General features: G+C 68.1%; 12 protein-coding genes. 7 read left to right on the forward strand and 5 right to left on the reverse strand.

Going from position 1 to position 14162, the window contains the following annotated elements; genetic code table 11:
- Position 1: 1 nt before the first annotated feature.
- Positions 2-1228, reverse strand: coding sequence for an ABC transporter (locus PA27867_RS02380; RefSeq protein WP_084020570.1), 1227 nt, complete (start codon positions 1226-1228; stop codon positions 2-4).
- Between the two features lie 80 nt (positions 1229-1308).
- Positions 1309-2199, reverse strand: a complete 891-nt coding sequence (gene aztB, locus PA27867_RS02385) for a zinc ABC transporter permease AztB (RefSeq protein ID WP_066592692.1) — start codon at positions 2197-2199, stop codon at positions 1309-1311.
- Between the two features lie 54 nt (positions 2200-2253).
- On the opposite strand from aztB, the gene aztA reads away from it, so the two are divergent.
- Both aztA and PA27867_RS02395 read left to right on the forward strand, forming a co-directional pair.
- Positions 2254-2904: a zinc ABC transporter ATP-binding protein AztA gene (aztA, locus tag PA27867_RS02390; protein ID WP_066592696.1), complete on the forward strand. Its 651-nt coding sequence runs from the start codon at positions 2254-2256 to the stop codon at positions 2902-2904.
- Between the two features lie 426 nt (positions 2905-3330).
- Positions 3331-4779 carry an SGNH/GDSL hydrolase family protein gene (locus PA27867_RS02395; protein ID WP_066592698.1) on the forward strand — a complete coding sequence of 483 codons (1449 nt, stop codon included), beginning with the start codon at positions 3331-3333 and terminating at the stop codon, positions 4777-4779.
- Here the strand turns inward: PA27867_RS02395 and PA27867_RS02400 are convergent.
- Both PA27867_RS02400 and PA27867_RS02405 read right to left on the reverse strand, forming a co-directional pair.
- Positions 4776-6125, reverse strand: a complete 1350-nt coding sequence (locus tag PA27867_RS02400; RefSeq protein WP_066592700.1) for a hypothetical protein — start codon at positions 6123-6125, stop codon at positions 4776-4778. The two genes, PA27867_RS02395 and PA27867_RS02400, sit on opposite strands and share 4 nt — an antisense overlap.
- The gene (locus PA27867_RS02405) at positions 6125-6394 is read right to left on the reverse strand and encodes a hypothetical protein (protein ID WP_157109086.1); all 270 of its coding nucleotides are present in this window, start codon (positions 6392-6394) and stop codon (positions 6125-6127) included. Before PA27867_RS02405 ends, PA27867_RS02400 begins: the two co-directional genes overlap by 1 nt.
- A gap of 342 nt (positions 6395-6736) precedes the next feature.
- Here PA27867_RS02405 and PA27867_RS02410 point away from each other — a divergent pair, with 342 nt between their 5' ends.
- From PA27867_RS02410 to PA27867_RS02430, 5 genes are all read left to right on the forward strand, one after another.
- On the forward strand, positions 6737-7981 hold the full coding sequence (locus PA27867_RS02410) for a sensor histidine kinase (protein ID WP_066592706.1): 1245 nt from the start codon (positions 6737-6739) through the stop codon (positions 7979-7981).
- Positions 7978-9261, forward strand: coding sequence for a hypothetical protein (locus PA27867_RS02415; protein ID WP_066592710.1), 1284 nt, complete (start codon positions 7978-7980; stop codon positions 9259-9261). The genes PA27867_RS02410 and PA27867_RS02415 overlap by 4 nt, the downstream gene beginning before the upstream one ends.
- 69 nt (positions 9262-9330) lie before the next feature.
- Positions 9331-10080, forward strand: coding sequence for a thymidine kinase (locus tag PA27867_RS02420; protein WP_084020572.1), 750 nt, complete (start codon positions 9331-9333; stop codon positions 10078-10080).
- 70 nt (positions 10081-10150) lie between these two features.
- Positions 10151-10801, forward strand: coding sequence for a response regulator transcription factor (locus PA27867_RS02425; RefSeq protein WP_066592713.1), 651 nt, complete (start codon positions 10151-10153; stop codon positions 10799-10801).
- On the forward strand, positions 10798-13311 hold the full coding sequence (locus tag PA27867_RS02430) for a hypothetical protein (RefSeq protein WP_066592718.1): 2514 nt from the start codon (positions 10798-10800) through the stop codon (positions 13309-13311). Before PA27867_RS02425 ends, PA27867_RS02430 begins: the two co-directional genes overlap by 4 nt.
- 12 nt (positions 13312-13323) lie before the next feature.
- On the opposite strand, the gene PA27867_RS02435 is transcribed toward PA27867_RS02430, so the two are convergent.
- Positions 13324-14010, reverse strand: a complete 687-nt coding sequence (locus PA27867_RS02435; RefSeq protein ID WP_066592721.1) for a type II CAAX prenyl endopeptidase Rce1 family protein — start codon at positions 14008-14010, stop codon at positions 13324-13326.
- Positions 14011-14162 lie beyond the last annotated feature (152 nt).

Genomic DNA, 14162 nt, shown 5'->3' on the forward strand with positions numbered 1-14162 from the left:
GTCAGCGTCCCGTCTCTGCCACGAAGGCGGGTTCGGTTGTCGTATCGAAGCTGCGGGCCAGCCGGGCACCGTCGGCGAAGTCGATCTCGTAGAGCCGTCGTTCGGTCGGCGCGCTGAGGTAGGCGCGTTGCTGGTCGGCGAGAAGAACCGGGGTATCGCCGGCAGCCAGGGAATCCGCGACGAGCGGTGCAGTCTCGGCGATCGTTGACCCATCCGCGCCGTTCAACACGAGCAGGCGACCGTCAGCGGTGAGGGCAAGGAGGTGCTGGTCGGCGTCGTCGACGGCGGTCACCTGCACGAGCGGGGCGGGAGCGGGCAGGAGCGTCCACGATCGTGCGCGGGTGTCGAGCAGCCAGATGCCCTCGGTGCCGGCCAGGGCGGCCACAGTCGGCCGGCCCTCGCGGTTGTGGAACGCGGTCGCTGCCGGCACGGACACGTCGGCCGGGTAGGGGATCCTCTCGACGGTGAGCTCGTCGTCCTTCACCGAGGCGAGCAGCGCGCCGTCCGCGCAGCCGATCACCGCGCGGACCCGGGTGGTGATGGTGCCCGCCGGCGCCACGCAAGGTTCGTCCAAGCCGGTCGGCGTGCCGTCCGCGGTGTAACCGGCAACGGATGCCGCGGCACCGTCGGCAACGAGCGCGAAGGAGCCGACGGGCACGACCAAGCCGGCGCCCGGAGCCAGGGTGAGCCGGAATCTCTCGGTGATCTCGCCCTTCGACAGCGCCTCGGTGTTCAGTAGGACGGCCTCACCGGACTCGGCGAAGAACAGCCCGGTACTGCCCGTGGTGGACAGGTTCGTGGTGGCGATCGTGGCCGCTCCCGCTCCGGTTACCGTGCCCAGGAGTCGGGGGTCTGCGCGGTAGTAGTGGAAGTGGTCCACGTGGTCCCAGGTCCAGACGCCGCTGTCAATGATCTCGACGCCGGAGGCCGTCTGGGCAAAGAGGTACCGGCCGTCAGTGGTCATCGCGGTCGGCTCGCCGACCGTACCGAGATCGCTCACGCTCTCGTCCAGCAGGTCGAGGTGTGAGACGGCGCCGGTCTGGTCAATGGTCGTGAGGCCGAGCCGAGGTTCGGCGAGTTCCACGGCGCCCGTGACGGCACCATGGCCCGCCCCGGTGGGGGCGGTCGCCGTGTCGGTGCCGGGAGCCGTTGCCGGCGTGCCGGAGCAGGCCGCGAGGATGAGGGTGAGGATGCCGGCGAGGGCGAGCGGGGTGATGCGAGAGCGCACGGAGTCCTTTCGGGACAAGGGAGGGTGTGGGGCGAGTTGGCAGCTGTGAGACGCGCGCGGAGTGCCGCGCGTCGCGGGGGTTATCGGGCTGCGGTGAGCCTCGTTCTCGATCGGGGGCCGGCCGGCCGTGCGGTGGCTGACCGCAGACCCGTAACGGTCGAGTGCACCATCCACGACAGGCAGGCGAACCCGATGGCGGTCGCCGCGACCGAGGCGCCCGCCGCCGTGGCGGCGAACCACGAGACGAGCAGGCCCACGAGTACGGCGGCGACGCCCAGAACGGCGGCGAGCGCCATCCGGGTGGGGATGCGGGTGGTCCAGTGTCCGGCAGCCACCGCCGGGGCGAGCAACAAGCCGACGACAAGGAGGGAGCCCACGGCCTGATAGGAGGCGACCACGGCGAGGGAGACCAACCCCACCAGGGCGGCCTGCGCCGATCGGGGGCCCAGGCCGAGGGTTGCCGCGACCCGAGCATCCAGCGCCAGGGCGACGAGCGGGCGGTGCGCGGCGGCGGCGACGAACAGGCCGACCCCGGCGGCGATCGCCAAGAAGACGAGGTCGGTCGAGGCGATGGCGAGGATGTCGCCGAACAGGATCGAGGTGGCGTCGGTGGCGAAGCTGCCGGAGTGGGAGATGATCACGACTCCGAGCGCGAGCATCGCGACGAACAGCATCCCGATGCTCGTGTCGTACGACAACTTGCCGCGGCGCTGCAGCACCCCGATGCCGAGGCTCATCGCCACGGCGCTCAGTGCGCCGCCGACCAGCACGGGGACTCCGAGAAGGGTGGACAGGGCCACGCCGGGCAGCATCCCGTGGGCGAGCGCCTCGCCGAGAAAGGCCATGCCGCGGATGACCACCCACGTGCCGACGACACCACAAAGGATCGCGACGAGGCTGCCGCCGACGAGGGCGCGCTGGAAGAAATCGAGCGTGAACGGCTCGAGAAGCGCAGCAGTGGGGGAGGGCATGGTGCTTGACCGTACTCTAAATGAGAACGGTTCTCAACTGTGTAGACTGTGCGGGTGAGCCAACCCCGTGACCCCCACGCCGCCCCCGTGGCCAGCCTCCGCGGGCTCGGTGTCGACTTCGCCGGACAGGCAGCCCTGCGGGGCATCGACCTCGACGTGCTGCCGGGAGAGCTCACCGTGCTCGCGGGCCCCAACGGGGCAGGCAAGACCACGTTGTTGGAGGTCTTGGCCGGAACCCGGCCGCCGACAGCGGGAACCCGCGCGGTGACGGGCACCGTCGCCCTCGTGCCCCAACGGACCACCGAGACGGACCGGTTGCCGGTGACGGCTCGCGACGTGGTGACGGTGGGGGCGTGGGGACGGCTCGGCCGATGGCGTCGACTGGACGCCCGCGCCCGGATGGCCATCGATGATGCCCTGGAGCGCCTGCAGATTCAGGACCTCGCCAACCTCCCCTTCGCCACCCTCTCCGGCGGTCAACGCCAACGCACGCTGCTCGCGCAAGGGCTCGCCAGCGGCGCCGACCTCCTCCTGCTCGACGAACCCACGACGGGCCTGGACAGCGATAGCGCCGACCGGATCCGCGAGATCATGCGCGCCGAATCCGAGCGTGGCGTCGCGGTGGTCTGCGTGTCCCACGACCCACTGGTGCTGTCCTCCGCTGATCGAACAGTGCGTCTGGCCGACGGTGTCGTGGCCAGCTGACTGCTTTTTCGAGCAGGAACTTGGAATGGCGTGGTGGGGTGACGCGCACGGCGTGAGCGCAAACTTCAGATCGTCCTTCAGATCGTCGCCGGATGGAGCGCACGTCAAATGGTGGGGTGGGGGAGCGTACGAGGCCTCGGCGCTCACGAGACTAGGCGCGATCGACCCAACTTGCCGGTACCTGCGCTTTTGCGGGAGTGACTCGCGTCTTTGTTTGGTACAAATCGCCACGTTTGTTCCCATCGTGCAGGCGGCAGTGCTCACCCGTGACGCAGCCGGGCGCATCGCCTCAGCGGTAGAGAACGGCGTGACCGTCACCTACACCCGTGACGCCGCGGGGCGCATCGCCACCGAGACACGCGTTGGCAAAGTCACCACTTACACACGGGACGCCTCCGGCCGCGTCTCGGGATGGGCAACGGTCTAATGGACATCCTCGCAATTGACGAAGCCGCCGCAGATGCTGCCGCCAAGTACCGTCCGATCCTCGACCAGGGTCAGAACCTGATCGCCAAGCTAGACATGAACGCAGCGGACTGCTCGGTATTCGTGCTGGGCGATTCGACCGGCAACGGAATTCCCACTACGAACCCCGAAGGCAGCGAGTGGGTTACCCTCTGGGCGATTCAACTGGGCCAGCGCTACCCATCGCTCAAGATTCTTTCCCGCAGCTTCTCAGACGGGCTCACGGCCTGGTCTGGCACGGTAACCACCTTGCAGTCGGGCGTTGCCCCCTCCGGGCTGGTGAATGCTTTTCACGACACCTTCTCCTACGGCGCACGCACAACGCTCGTCGGCGCACTCCCCGAGGTAGGGAACGCGTGGACGGCTGCCGGCACAATTGCCAGCGGCGTAATCACGACAGACGGGGCCACGGCCGGGTACGTAACCGGAACCCCTGCACCTCTGCTTGCTGGCACATCGTCGCAGCAAGGCGGTCAGACGGTCACCGCAACCGGCACGCTGGATATGTCCCGCGTCGTCGGTGAGTACACCCGCATCTACGCGAAGTGCTTAGACACCAGCAACTACGTCTACGTTCAATTCGTTCCGAACGCAAACGGAGGGGGCACCGGGGTCGCGCAGGTCTACAAGCGCATTGCGGGCGTCAATACGTCCCTCGCGCTCTTTGACGTGCCATACCCAATCACGGGGACGGGCGTGCAAACGGTGGTTGCTTCGCTTTCCGTGCAGGGCACAGTGGTCACCGCCGTCATCAACGGCACAACGCTTGTCACCGCCATTACGTCAGCCGATGCAACTGCTCTAGCGGCATCCGTGAATGCGGGGTGGCTCAGCGTCAGTCCGGGGTTCCGGCTCACCGACTTCAACGTGGACGTGAACGTGGCAGTCGAGGGATTCGTGCAGCGCACGCTCACGATCTGGAACGGCTCGATCCCCGGCTCCACGTTCGAGTACCTCGACGGGAGAATCGCCGCCCTGTGGTCACCCGTGCCCGCGGGACTCGACCTGCTTGTGTTCAACTCCGGACATAACTACCTCGCACGCACGCCTGCCGATTACCTCGCCGTCTACGAGGCATTCGTGACGAAGAACCGGGCGCAGTTCCCCGCCGCGGGGGTGGTGGTCACCTCGCGGAACCCACGGTTTAGCCCGGCCACAAACGGGGCAGACCACCTCTCACGACTGGCGGCGCTGCGAAAGCTGGCGGCTGTTCTCGGGTGGGGGTACATCGCGGCGCTCGAAGCGTTCGTGCCACGCTCGGACGGTGGCAAAGCCATGGTGCGGGACAACGGCTCTACCGACCGGGGCATCCACCCGACGACCGCCTATGACAACGCGGGCGTGACCGGATCATCGGTCTGGGCGGACGCTGCGACGCGCTTCTTCAACAAGTTCTCGCTGCTGCCCTAGTCCAATGCCGGGATTTGCGCACGCTGCTGGATCGGGCGAGTGGCGAGCTTGGGTCCACCCGGCTCCCACTCGCTCGCTGGCATCGTGGCTGCAGAGGCGATCATCACCATTGCGTAAACCCATGTGCTGTAAAGCGCCGGCTGTGAAGTCAGCAAAGTCAGCATCGGGATGCTCGCGAGAATGAGCAGATCCAGCTTTCGCGGGTGGGTGCGTAGCGGCATGAGCAGCGCGAACAGAGTGAAGAGCGCGAACGGTAGGCCGAGGGTAGCGATTGATGCGATCAGGTTGACCGAACCAACGGCTTCAGCACCCTGACCGCCGGTGAACGGGTCCAGCAAGAGTGCCTGCAAACCCGCAGTAGTTGCAGCCGTTCGCTCGTTTAGTGAGACTGCGTTCAGGTCGCCCTTCACGGCGAACCCCAACACAGGCGTGAACGCAGCTGCCCATAGTGCGACCGAGCCGAAGAAGAGGAATGAAACCACTCGGAGCATCTTTCCAGCCGGCGTTGCTGGCTTGCTCAGCCCGTAGAGGTAGAGCGCCAGGACTCCGGCGAATACGCCAAAGCCTGCTGTCGATACGGTGCCGAGAAGACATAGAGCTACGAGCGCCCGGAGTGACCAGTTTTTCCACCCGATCTTGGGCAGGAGGAAGAACACAAACGCTGCGTACATCGCCATCCAGCCCGGCTCCCGGCCGATGCCACTAAGGCGCGGAACCGAGAACCCGAAGACCTGCAGGCTCGACGTACCCGTGATCGTAAAGGGGAAGTAGACGGGCTGCGGGAGTGTCCATGACCCGACGACGATCTCGCCTACCTGGCTTGTACCGAAACCTGCGACGAGCCAAATGCCCAGCGTCACCGCGTAGGAGCCAGCCACTAGCAGGATCACGAGCGCGAAGAGCCGAGCGACCATTATTCGGCGTTCCTGATCGGTGAGAACGACAGCTAGGGCAAAGAGGAAGATCACGGTACGGATGGTGAGATTCAGGTACCCCTGAGCGTCGACACCAAGATTAAATGCGAGGTCACCAACAACGAGCCACAGCAGCGCAAGGCTCACCCACACGATGGTGCTGCGGTAGGAAGCAAACTGCCTCTTTAATACGGTGACCTTGCTGTCGGCGATGACTGCCAAGACAGCGGCCGCCACCATGATCGGTGCCGCAAAGGACGAGTAATCTGCGCCCCAGGCATTCGGCTCAGAGAGTAAGCCCGCAACAATTACTAGGACAGACGGCAGTACTTTCGGGTGCCGCCAGGCCAGCCAAGCCGCAACGATTGCCAGCAGCAAGAGAAGAGCGAGCGTGGGGAAGTCATTGCCTAGCCTGTTGATGATTCCCTGCATCAGCGCTTCCCCCAGTACTGCCTGGCGCTAACGATTCCTTGGACTGAATACACGACCCCGACTGCGACGACGAGCCACAGCCATCCGGACTGCGCGACAAGCTCGATACCGGCCGCGATGACCACGATGGCAGGACCGATGATTGCCCACGCTGGCTCCACATCGAGCATGCGGGGAAGCGTGCTGCCTTCTGCCGGCGGCTCGGTGCCGAACAGCCTGCCAATGCCCCCACCGCGCGTCCACTCGAACACTGATTTGCCTGCTCCCATGGCCCAGAGCCTACCCCAGTGGTTTTTGGCACCTTTCGCACAACCGTTACAGATTGACCCAGATTGCATTGCCACACTGAAGCAAGTGAGATGAACGACTCCCGTGGACGTTGATCCCGCAGACATGTCAAGCCGTTAGCGAGCCGGTGGCTGGGTCCATCGTGTTTGGTCGCGGAAGATGCAAGCGCACCGCTGCTTTCAACGGCATGGCGCAAGAGCCGAACGAGGCGTTCATCCGCGGAGGTGCACACTGGATGGGATCTCGGCGAAGTCGATCAAGGTCGGGGGCGCCGCCGCCCACTCCGGTGCACTCCTGAGATAATCAGAGGCGGAGAGGGCGCGATGTCACTAGGGTTACCCGGCCACCTGGTTCAGGCCACGCTGAGCCGTGCCCTCGCGCGTGCCTCGCACTGGTTTGGCTTGATTTGCCTGGGTGGCGCCCTGCTCTCGGTGATCGCGCTGAGCGTGTTCCCGCCCACCGACCGGCTGCTGGTCACGGTTGCCGCGATACTGGGCATGGGAGGTCTGCTGGCGCTCCTCGCCAAGTGGCGCACGGTGCCGCTCACGATCGCCTACTTGGTGATCGGCGCCGTCTGCACGTACCTCTTTACTGGCGCCGTGCTGGGCATGCCCGGCGTGTTCCCGGCATCGGACATGTTCCTTATCTCCCTGCCGAAGATGGCGCTCATCATGGTCGGCGGTGCCGGGTCGGGTGCGCTCGTCGGGGTGCTGTGGAGCACCGTCGGCTTTCTGATGGCGGAGGTGTCAGCCACGCTCGCCGTGTCACAGACTCCGGTGCCTGACCGCCCCGACATCTTCACCATCGTCACCTACCTCTTCCTGGTGGGGGTGATGCTGCTCGACGGGCTGGCCCGCCGCACCGGGCGCACCGCGCAGCCGGCGATTCACCGTGCGGTGCAGGATGACGAGTCCCGAAGCCTGCGCCACGACTTCGACCTGCGCGCGGTGGCGCTCATGCACGACACCACCCTCAACCAGCTGGTGTCGGTGGCCCGCGCCAAACCCGGCCCCATGACCCCTGCGCTCGAGGCTGCCGTGCGCGAGACTCTGCAAACTCTCGAACAACGCGACTGGCTCACCCATGTCGACGAACGCACCGCCACGTCGCCGGGCAGTGACGGATGGCTCTCCAGCTCCGTCTTCGCCACCATCGACCGCATGCGGGACCGCGGCCTGGTCGTCGACATCACCGGCGACAAGGAAGCCCTGGCGCGCCTGGACGCCCAGAGCGACCGCGAACTGGGCCTGGCCGTTCAGCAATGCCTGGTCAACGTGCTGCTGCACGCCGGCATTGTCACCGCGGAGGTCGTCATCGATGCCGACGAGCAGAACGTGTCGGTCATGGTGCTGGACGCGGGGCGCGGCTTCATGGAAGCCGAAACCGGCAGCGACCGGCTCGGGCTGCGCCAGTCGGTGCGCAAACGCATCGAACGGCTCGGCGGCTCCGTGCAGGTGTGGTCGCGGCCCGGCGCCGGCACCTCGGTGTTGCTCACTCTGCCCGCGCCGCCCGCCAGCCCCGAAGCTCCCACCTCGCCCGCCGTTCCAGCCATCGAGCCCACCCCGTGACGCCGCGCCGCGCCACCCAGCAACGCCTCGACCCGCTGGGCACCCTCGCCGCCTGGCCCCTCGCGCCACTCATCGCCGCGATCGTGCTCTGTTACTCCGTCATCGCCACGGTTCTGCAACAGAGCCAGATCCAGAATCCCCTCTTGGCGACCCTCGCGGTACTGGCGATGGCCGCCGCGGCCGGCATCCTGGTGCTCGCCACCCAGCCGGCCAACGCCCCGTTCGACGGTCGACTGCACCTGGCGATGCTCGGATTCGCGCTGCTCGGCTACCTCCTCGAACAGTTCAGCCGGTGGGGCGGCAACCTGCTTGTGCAAGACGACTTCGGGCCGGTCTGCATCGGGTTCCTGCTGCTCGCGCTGGCGCCCTACCGGCCCTGGCGGGAGATCGCCCTCTCCGGTGCCGCCGCCAGTGTCGTGGCCATCGTGATCACCGTTCCGCAGCAGCCTTACTACGAGATCACCGTCCCCATCGCGGTGTATGCGATCGTTTCCGCCACCCAGATTCTTGCGCCCGCCGCTGCCGGAGCGGCGTACTCGCGGCGGATCGTGCGCTCCATCCTGGCCTGGCAAGAGGATGCCCGCCGTGCCATCGTGGCTCGCACCGAAGAAGCGCGCGGCCAGATGGCCCGCGCCGTGGTGGAACAACAGATCGCGGCCCTGAGGTCCGGCGTCATCCCTTTCCTCACCGAGCTGCTCGAGCGCCGCAGCGTTTCTGCCGTCGACATCGCCCACGCCGGTCAGCTGGCCGCAGACGTGCGCCGCACGCTCGTTGCCGAGTTCGACCGCACCTGGCTGGACTCGGTGGCGACCCGGGAACGCGCCGCCCTCACCGAGCGGGGCACCCCGGGCTTGCTCGTGGTCGCCGACCCCGACCACCGCGCCAACGCCTTCCGCGCCGAGCAACGTGCCGCGACCGCCGCGCTGATCGGGGCCCTCTGCGCCGCACCGGGCTTCGACCCGCACAGCCTCGTCGTGCAGATCGCCGGCGCCGCCAAACCCGGCGCCGCCAACGCCTTGCAGCCGCTGGTCGACACGATGACGATTCAGGCCGCGCTCGACCTCCCTCCCCGCCGAGTTCGCGCGGTGTTGCGGCCCTACCTCGGAGTCATCCGCGTGGTCTTCGACAACGTGCGGGTCACCGTGCGCCGCCCCTCACTCACGATCGAATTCGACAGCGTCCGGGCATCGCACGCCGCCGACCAGGCGGACGAGGCGCCGGCCACCCCTGCCACCCCCGCAGGGGTGCGCGCGCGCCACACGCCCCGCCAAGTACGCTGAAACCTCAACGGTCATGCCCCAACGGGGTGAGTCCACGAAAGACAACGCATAAAGGCGGTACCGGCGGTTATGGCGAAACTGTATTTCCGATACGGGGCGATGAACAGCGGCAAGAGCACCTCGATGCTCCAGGCCGCCTACAACTATGAGGAGCGCGGCCACCGCGTCCTGCTTACCAAACCCTCCATCGATACCAAGGGTGACCGTGGAATCCTCTCTCGCCTGGGCGTCACCCGCGGGGTCGACTTCCTGCTCACGCCCGACACGGATGCGTACACCGCGTTCCAGGAACACCGCGCCGCCGTGCTCGCCGGCACCGGCCTCGACGTGAGCGCCCTGCTCGTCGACGAGGCCCAGTTCCTCACCGAACCGCAGGTGGACGACCTGCTGCGCATCGCCATCATCGAGAACGTGCCGGTGCTGGCGTACGGCATCCGCACTGATTTCCAGACCGTCGCGTTCCCGGGCAGCCGCCGGCTGCTCGAGGTGGCGCACAGCCTAGAGGAGCTCAAGACCATCTGCCGGTGCGGGCGCAAGGCCGTCTTCAACGGCCGCAAGGTCGACGGGGCCTTCGTCTTCGACGGCGACCAGGTCGCCATCGACGGTGTGGAGGTCACCTACGAATCGCTCTGCGGTTCCTGCTACCTCGAGGAAAGCCACGGCGTGCTCAACAACCGCCGCCGCGAGGCGCTGCGGCACGAGGCGGGGCACGGGGGCCAGGAGCGGGGGCGCTCAACCGACGGGAGCCTGCAGAACGCAGACAGTTTCGTCGAGAGCGCCCCAGCCAGCCCCCCGGCGCGTTCCCCTTCACCACAGTAAGCAACCAGCTCGGCCGGTGAAAGCCGTCATTTATCAGGGCACCCGTTACGGGGGTAGCGAGAGGAAGAGCATGCACAGGTACCGGGTGGCGATGATCGACGACCACGAGATTGTCGCGCGCGGGTTCGCCGGTCTCTTCGACACCATCCCGGAGATCCATGTGGTGGCGACTGTCGCCACCGTAGCAGAGCTGCTCGATCAGGTGGGGGAGACCCACATCGACCTCGTCATTCTCGACCTGCGACTCTCCGACGGTTCCACCGTCACCGGCAACGTCGACCGGTTGCGCGCCACGGGTGCGGCCGTGCTCGCGTTCACCGGCGGTGACGACGCCCAGCTCATGCGCGCCGCCGCCCGCAGCGGCGTGCTCGGCGTCGTGCGCAAATCCGAACCGGCGAACGTGCTCCTCGACGCCGTCACCCGCGCCGCGGCCGGCGACACCATCGCCTCCACCGAGTGGGCGGCGGCTCTTGATGGCGACCCCGACCTGTCCGACGCCGGCCTCAGCCCCCGGGAGCGGGAGGTGCTCTCCCTCTACGCCGCGGGTGCGAAGGCACCGCTCGTGGCCTCGCACACCGGGCTGTCAGAACTCACGGTGGTGGACTACATCCGCCGGGTGCGCTCGAAGTATGAACGGGTGGGCCGGCCCGCCAGCACCAAGATCGACCTGTACAAGCGTGCGCTGGAGGACGGCATCCTACCGGTGCCCGGACGCTCATGAGCGCGCAGGATCCGCTGGTCGAGTCGTCTGCGCTGGTCGAGCCTGTCGAGACCAAGCCCCCCACGTCGGTCGAGCCCCCTTCGCTGGTCGAGCCTGTCGAGACCAAGCCGACCCCGCCGGCCGAGACCCTCGTCAAGCCCCTCACCGCCACCGCCAACCTCATCCGGCTGCTCTGCATCGCCGTAGCGTGTGCGGCCGCGATCTTCGGCGTGCTCTCGATCGGCACCTTCACCGCGCAGATCTGGCATCCGAGCCCGGGGCTGGCCGTCGCGGCATGGGCGGCGTCCTTCGGCCTGCCCGTGACGCTGGGCGTCTGTTCCCGATGGGCCTCGGTGCGGGCGCTGCGCCTGATCGTGGCCGCCGAGGTGTTCTGCTTCATCGCCATCACCGGTTTCTGGCTCCTGGTGCGGCCCGACCCGCTGCCGGCCGGCGCCGACATCCCCTGGGCGATCACCTTCACCGGGGTGCCCTGCGTGGCGGTGGCGATCTTCGCCCGCGGCAGAACGGCCTGGGCATTCACGATCCTCGCCTGCACGCTCAGCGGTCTGGTGCGGTTCAACACTTCGGCGGAGGCCAACCCGGCGCTCATCGGCCTGGCCGACGGGCTCTATTCATTGCTGCTGGTGAGCATTTTCGTGGCTCTCACCCTCGCCGCCCGCCGGGCCGCTGCACGCGTCGATGACGCGACCCTGCTTACCCGGCAGGCCGAGGCCGAGCGGGCCGCCAAGGTGGCCCGCCGCCAGGAACGTCTGAGCATCGACGCCCTTGTGCACGACAGTGTCATCTCCACCCTGCTCATGGCCGGGCTCGGCCGCACCGCACCGGCCGTGGTGGCCGAGCACGCGTCGAAGACCCTGTGGCAGCTCGACGCCCTCCGCTCCCCGCCGGTGCAACCCGTCGTCCTGGTGTCGGACCTCCTGCGCCGGCTCACCCGGCTGACCCGCCAGATCGCGCCGGATGCGGTTGTGCGGGTCGACAACGCGGGCACTCCGTCCGGCGTCGCGCCGGTGGAGCGCACCGTGCCGTCCGATGCCGTGGCGGCGATCCTCGGCGCCGTCGGCGAGGCACTGCGCAACTCCGTCGCGTCGGCCGGTCCGGGGCCCCGGCGCAGCGCCGTCCGTGCGGTGCATCGCACCGTTACGGTGCTGTCCACCTCCGCCGGTTTCCAGGTGACAGTGAGCGACGACGGCGTCGGCTTCGAGCCGGCCCGGGTGCCGCCGGAGCGCCTCGGCATCAGCGAGAGCATCGTCGGGCGCATGCAGCGGGTGCCGAACGGTGTGGCCAATGTGCGCTCCCACCCCGGCCGGGGCACCGACATCGTGATCGCCTGGGTGCCCGAGCGCAGCTCTGCGGTGGTCGAGCCTGTCGAGACCCGCGACCCAACCCGCCCACCGCGCACCCCGGTGGTCGAGCCCACCCCCACGCTGGTCGAGCCTGTCGAGACCTCCCCCCGCGACCGCCGAACCGCCGAACGCCAGCCGGAAACCCCACCGCCCGCTGCGGCCAAGTCCTACTCCCTGTCCCGGGCGCTCGACCTCTCTACGCCTCTGCCCCGGCTGATCCTCGCCCTGTTCGTGCTCGTGCACGGTGTGCTCGCCATCATCGCCATTGTGCCGGGCCGGCCGTTGGCCGAGATGGCTGCCGCTTACCTGGCGATCGTGTTCGCGGCCATCTCGCTGATGCGTCCCCTCCGCGAGCCGTTCCCGCGGTCTCAGATCGCCATCGTCTTGGGCCTCTGCGGCGTCGGCGCGGTGCTGATGTTCATCTATTTACCGCCGCACAGCGGAGTTCCGTTCGCCCACTGGCACCTCGGTGCGATCACCCTGATCCTGGTGGTGCTGGCCGCACGAGGTCAGATCCGCGCGGCCTGGATCGGCTACGCCGTGCTCGCGCTTTCTGCCGTGGCGTGGGCCGTGGCCACCGGCCAGTCGGTGGGCGCAGGCATCGAGCTGGTGGTCCGGCACGCCGGCACTCTGCTGGCCGGCACCCTGTTCGTGGTGGGACTGGACCGCACCGAGGCAACCCTGCGGGTACTCACCCACGACGACATCGCCCGCGCACGCTGCGACGCCACCACGGTGGCCGCGCTGGACGAACGCGAAGCTGAACTGAGACGGGTGAACCTGCTCGCCCGGCCCACCCTGCAGATGCTCGCCGCACCGCACGTGCTCACCGCGCCCGAGCGCGCCCAATGCCTGCTCGTGGAGGCGCGCCTCCGCGACGCGATTCGCGGCCGCGCCCTGTTCGTGCCGCAGGTCACCGAGGCGGTCACCGCAGCGCGGCAGCGCGGGGTAGACGTCACCGTGCTCGACGACAGCGGCGACACCCCGCCCGACGGCCTCGCTGCGCTCGCCCACACCGTCGCCGAGGTGCTCGGCACCGTGCAGCACGGCCGGGTCACCGTGCGGGTGCTCCCGGCCGGCCGGCCCGAAATCGCGACCCTGGTGATCGAGTCAGGCGCCCAGCGCATCCTCACCGTCGGCCCGGATGGCGCGGTACGCACCCCCTGAGCGCAGCCGGTCTCAGCCGAGCAGCGCCGGCACCACCACGAGGGCATTGAACGTGACATGCCCCACGATCGCTCCGCCGAGCCGACCGGTGATCAGCGCCAGAGCGGCCGCGCCCGCCCCGAAGATAAAGGTGGAGAGGCCGATCACCATCACGGCGGTGGGCGTGCCCGCGCTCACCACATGCACCAGCGCAAAGACCGCGCCGCTCACCAGGATGGCGGTGATCAGGGCCGCCCGCCGGCTGCCGCCGCTCGCCTCCCCGGCCGCGAGAACCGACCGGGCCAGCAAGCCACGGAAAAACAGTTCCTCGATGACCGGGCTGATCAGTACCGGTGCCAGCAGTGCCGCGAATACCCACCACAGGTCCCGCACCGGTTCGCCGAAGGTGGCGCCGGCCGAGCCAAGCCGGCCATACCCCGCAATCTCGATGAAACCCGTGATCAGCCGGGCGAGCACGCCCAGGGTGAGCCCCCAGAGTAAGTCAAGCGGGCGGAACGTGAATCCGAAGTCCCGTGCCAGCGACCGGCGACCTCGCACCATGCTCGCGATCAGCACCGCCGCGAGCAACGGCACCCACACCACCAGGTAGCTGAACAGCTCGCCCAGCACCGGGTCGCGTGGCCACCCGCGCAGCGCAGCGGCGCCCAACAGGACCACCAAGATCAGGGAAGCAAGGACCCCCCACGCCGCGTCGACCACGCCCCATCGTCGTGTTCGGGTCACCCGCAGATCAGAGTCCATGAGGCAAAGCTAGCGGCTCCGCCGACTCACGATGGAAACGGGTCAGTGGCAGGCCGGACGCAATCGTATGGCACCATAAAGGGGGGCGCAGGTATACGGCCTCGAATTGC

This window comes from Cryobacterium arcticum (assembly GCF_001679725.1).
Lineage (GTDB): Bacteria > Actinomycetota > Actinomycetes > Actinomycetales > Microbacteriaceae > Cryobacterium > Cryobacterium arcticum_A.